General features: G+C 34.2%; 3 protein-coding genes. All 3 read right to left on the reverse strand.

All coding sequences use genetic code 11. The features are described 5' to 3' along the window. Nucleotides 1-257: 257 nt before the first annotated feature. Nucleotides 258-1,262: an MBL fold metallo-hydrolase gene (locus H8909_RS12590; protein ID WP_187013068.1), complete on the reverse strand. Its 1,005-nt coding sequence runs from the start codon at nt 1,260-1,262 to the stop codon at nt 258-260. Nucleotides 1,263-1,336: 74 nt separating this feature from the next. Beyond that, nucleotides 1,337-3,022 (reverse strand): DUF2207 family protein, encoded by a 1,686-nt coding sequence (locus H8909_RS12595; RefSeq protein ID WP_187013069.1) that lies wholly within the window; start codon nt 3,020-3,022, stop codon nt 1,337-1,339. After that, nucleotides 3,022-3,564 (reverse strand): LemA family protein, encoded by a 543-nt coding sequence (locus tag H8909_RS12600; RefSeq protein WP_187013070.1) that lies wholly within the window; start codon nt 3,562-3,564, stop codon nt 3,022-3,024. Before H8909_RS12600 ends, H8909_RS12595 begins: the two co-directional genes overlap by 1 nt. Between the last annotated feature and the right edge of the window lie 223 nt (nt 3,565-3,787).

A 3,787-nucleotide genomic window follows, 5' to 3' on the forward strand; every position in this document is an offset into this window, starting at 1 on the left:
TCATCCTGAGCCAGGATCAAACTCTCCACTGAATATGTGAAGAGCTGATGTTCAGCTCATCAATTAAATGTTTTCAAATAAATCTGACGTGTATCTGTTCAGTTTTCAATGTTCTGTCTGCGCCCGTCTTGCGGACTGCCTGTCTATAATACCCAATATTCGCACGTTTGTAAAGTGTTTTTTGAAGAAAATTCAAAAAAATTATTTTTCTTATTTTATATCCTGTTTTTATGTCTGAATATTATAAAAAGCATGCTTTATGGATTGCATGCTTTACAAGGAATATAGCCTTCATTTTGTGCTTCCTGTGAAGAACTGAAGTAAACTTTATTCTTATCACTAATCGTTTTTACATACTGACAATCTTCAGTATGATACTTCTTAGTATTTCTAGATCCTATATATTGTGTTGTTTGAGTAGTCGTGATTTCTTCTTTACTATTAAAGGTCAATTTATTCTTCTTAGAAACACAACGGATTGTACCTAATTCATCCGTACGATAAACCTGCATATTATATCTAGAGAATCTCTGCAATGCTTCCCTATGAGGATGACCATACATATTGTCTTTACCACAAGACACTACAACATAACTCGCCTTCATTCTAGATAACAGATTATCGCTGTTTGAATAAGCTGAACCATGATGACCTGCTTGGAATACATCACATTGTACATTGTTTAGTTTCTTTTCCATTGATTCTGCAGCATCACCAGTAAAGACAAAACGATGATAACCATCATCATACCTCATACATAAAGATGAATCATTATTGTTCTGTGCTCCTTCACCTACACCAATAAATTCAATAGAGCCTGCACCTACCTGAAAGATATCTCCTACCTTAGGCACAGTAATTTTCTTTTTCTTCTCTTTAATCGCATTTAATAGTTTCATATATGTATAAGAAGAAGAGGTTCTACTAGACATATATATCTTTTTTACATTTAACTGATAAATAATATTCTTTGCATCATTTATATGATCCGCATCACAATGCGTTAAGATTAATGCATCAAGTGTATTAATATAGTGTTCCTTTAAATAATTCAAGCTGGCATTTTCGTATCCATCACCATGTCCAGCATCAATAAGAACTGTTTGGTTATTATTTTGAATAAGTGTTGAATCTCCCTGCCCTACATTAATATAAGTGACTTGAGATTTGATATTGTTTGATACTTCTTTCTTCGGTGTAGAAGTTGTACTACAACCCGTGATAAGTATCATCGATAAGAATATACTAAATAGCTTCTTCATAAATTCCTCCTGTCACTCATTATAGACAACTATTTTTCTTCTACAAGAAAAAAAGACAGGAAAAAATCCTGCCTTTAACGGACACCGCCGCCTCCTCCTCCGGAGAAGCCGCCTCCACCACCACTAAACGATGATGAACCACCTTGTCCTGCACTTGCAGCTGAAGAAGCTGCACTCATACTATTATGTGCAAATGTATGTGTATAGTAGTAAATTGGAAAATTATTGTAAGTTGTTGTTTCTTCATAACGAGGAATCGCAACCTTCAATTGTTTTTCTACACGATCCGCAATACCAAGTACTGCTGCAAAGATGAGATATTCATCCCAAAGTTTAACTTCAATGGCAGCTTTTTCTTTCATATTGTCTTCATCCTCAAGGAAGTTATTAAATCCCCATACATAAAGACACTGATCATACGCTTTGTCTGTCCATACTGTACGATCATGTGGAATATTCCAGAATAAGAAGCGTTTATAAATAGTTTTAGTTTTCGCGTAACCATTCTTATTCATAGAAGCTTCTGTGACATTATCCACTTTAGTGAACCAATCATCTATCTTCTTATAATGTTTGCTGCACCATTTCTGAAATGCTTTTGTTTGAAGAACACCCTCTTTAGACGCAAGAATAAACATCTTATAAAGTGCTGTTTCCTGCTTGTTCTCAAACTTTGCATCTACATCAAGATACATATCATAATTCTTTTTCTTGACGATTGCGCCGCTTTCCTTTTCTCTAATTGTGATGATACCATCACGTACCCATTTCAAGATAAATCCAGATACAAGGTTTTCACGACTCTCACCATCACCTATAATACCCAGCTTTTTAGCTAGATAATAGAACAAGAATATATCTTTATTACATGGAATTTCTCTAAATGGAGTTACTTCTTTACCTTTGATTGTATGTCCATTCTCAAATACAACACCTGAATCTGAGAATACAATCACAGCAGCTATAATAAAGATAAGCATTACAATCACAAAGATGATGAAGATAAAGATCATAATCTTCGCTGCTTTTGACATACCACTAGAATAACTAGATCCTTCTTTTGCATCCTTCACAACATCTTCAAACTTTTCACTTGCATGACGTTTATTAGGTGATGTATAAGAATTACTTTCAAGACCCATTAATAACTGCATCTTATTACTGCCCAAAGAGTCTGTTTTTAAAGTAACACCACCATTATCAAAATTCACACTACCCGAATAACCAAATGCCCAGATTTTTGCATTCTCTTTACTATAGGGAGTAATACCTGATACATGAATAGTAACATCTGCAACATCTAATGACATATCACTTATAAAAGCATAGTTAATACCCTGCTGGTCCTTATACTGATTCACAAAATGCTCAATCTGGTAAACCATTGTATAAGAACGTGTCCCATAATCACCTAGACCAAAGCACAACTCATAGTGACCACCATCTTTAATCAGACCACATTTATTAATCTTAGATTCTCTAGAAACATCAGAATCCCATGTACCGATATTTTTGTATGTTACCCCACGATCATCAGTGACACCAATAAGTGTCAAAGGCTGATCATTCATACCATTGAATATTTTGTATCCTTCTGTCCCTTCCGATACATCCATATCCCATTTCTCTACAAATGTTGCTGTACCATTTTGATCAATTTGGCAGGTAATGCCAATATTGTTTACTTTTGTGCTTGATGCATCAACTGCAGTTGGCATCAACAGCAACAATACTGTAAGAAATGATAATAAGCGTTTCATTAGAATTGTACCTTTGGTACTTCTTTAGATGCTTCATCCACTTCAAAGAAGTTCATCTTTTCAAAGTGGAACATTGAAGCAATGATATTAGAAGGGAACATTTCTAACTTATTCACATACTGTTTAACATCATCATTATAGAACTGTCTTGCATAACTGATTTTATCTTCAGTTTCCTTTAAATCATTCTGTAAAGACATGAAGTTTGTATTAGCCTTTAAATCAGGATAACTTTCTTGAAGCATCATTAAACGACTTAATGATCTTTCTAATTCACCAGCATTCTTAAGCTGTTCTTCTGGTGTAGAAGCAGTTACATAACTGTTTCTTGCGCGAATAGCTCCTTCAAGTGTTTCCTTTTCATGCTTTGCATAACCTTTTACAGTTTCTACAATATTAGGAATCATATCTGCACGTCTTTTTAATTGAACATCAATCTGTGCCCATGCAGCAAGGCACTTATTTTTAGACTTAACAAGTCCATTGTATGTTGCGATTGCATATAAAACGATTAATACAATCACCACTACCGCAATAATCATAATTACGTCCTCCTTTGTATATGCATAATTATATCAACAAACACATATGAAACATAGAAAAAAAGGCTATGATGCAAAATGATATGATGACCTCCCAGTAGACAGTGCAAATAATTAAAAGCACTGTTTGCTGAGGAGGTTTTCTTATGGGAAGAAAAAGTAAGTTTTCAAAAGAACAAAAAATTGAAATATGTAGAAGATACTTAGATGGCAGTGAATCAGT

The organism is Catenibacterium faecis (assembly GCF_014306455.1).
In the GTDB taxonomy this organism is placed as follows: domain Bacteria; phylum Bacillota_I; class Bacilli_A; order Erysipelotrichales; family Coprobacillaceae; genus Catenibacterium; species Catenibacterium mitsuoka_A.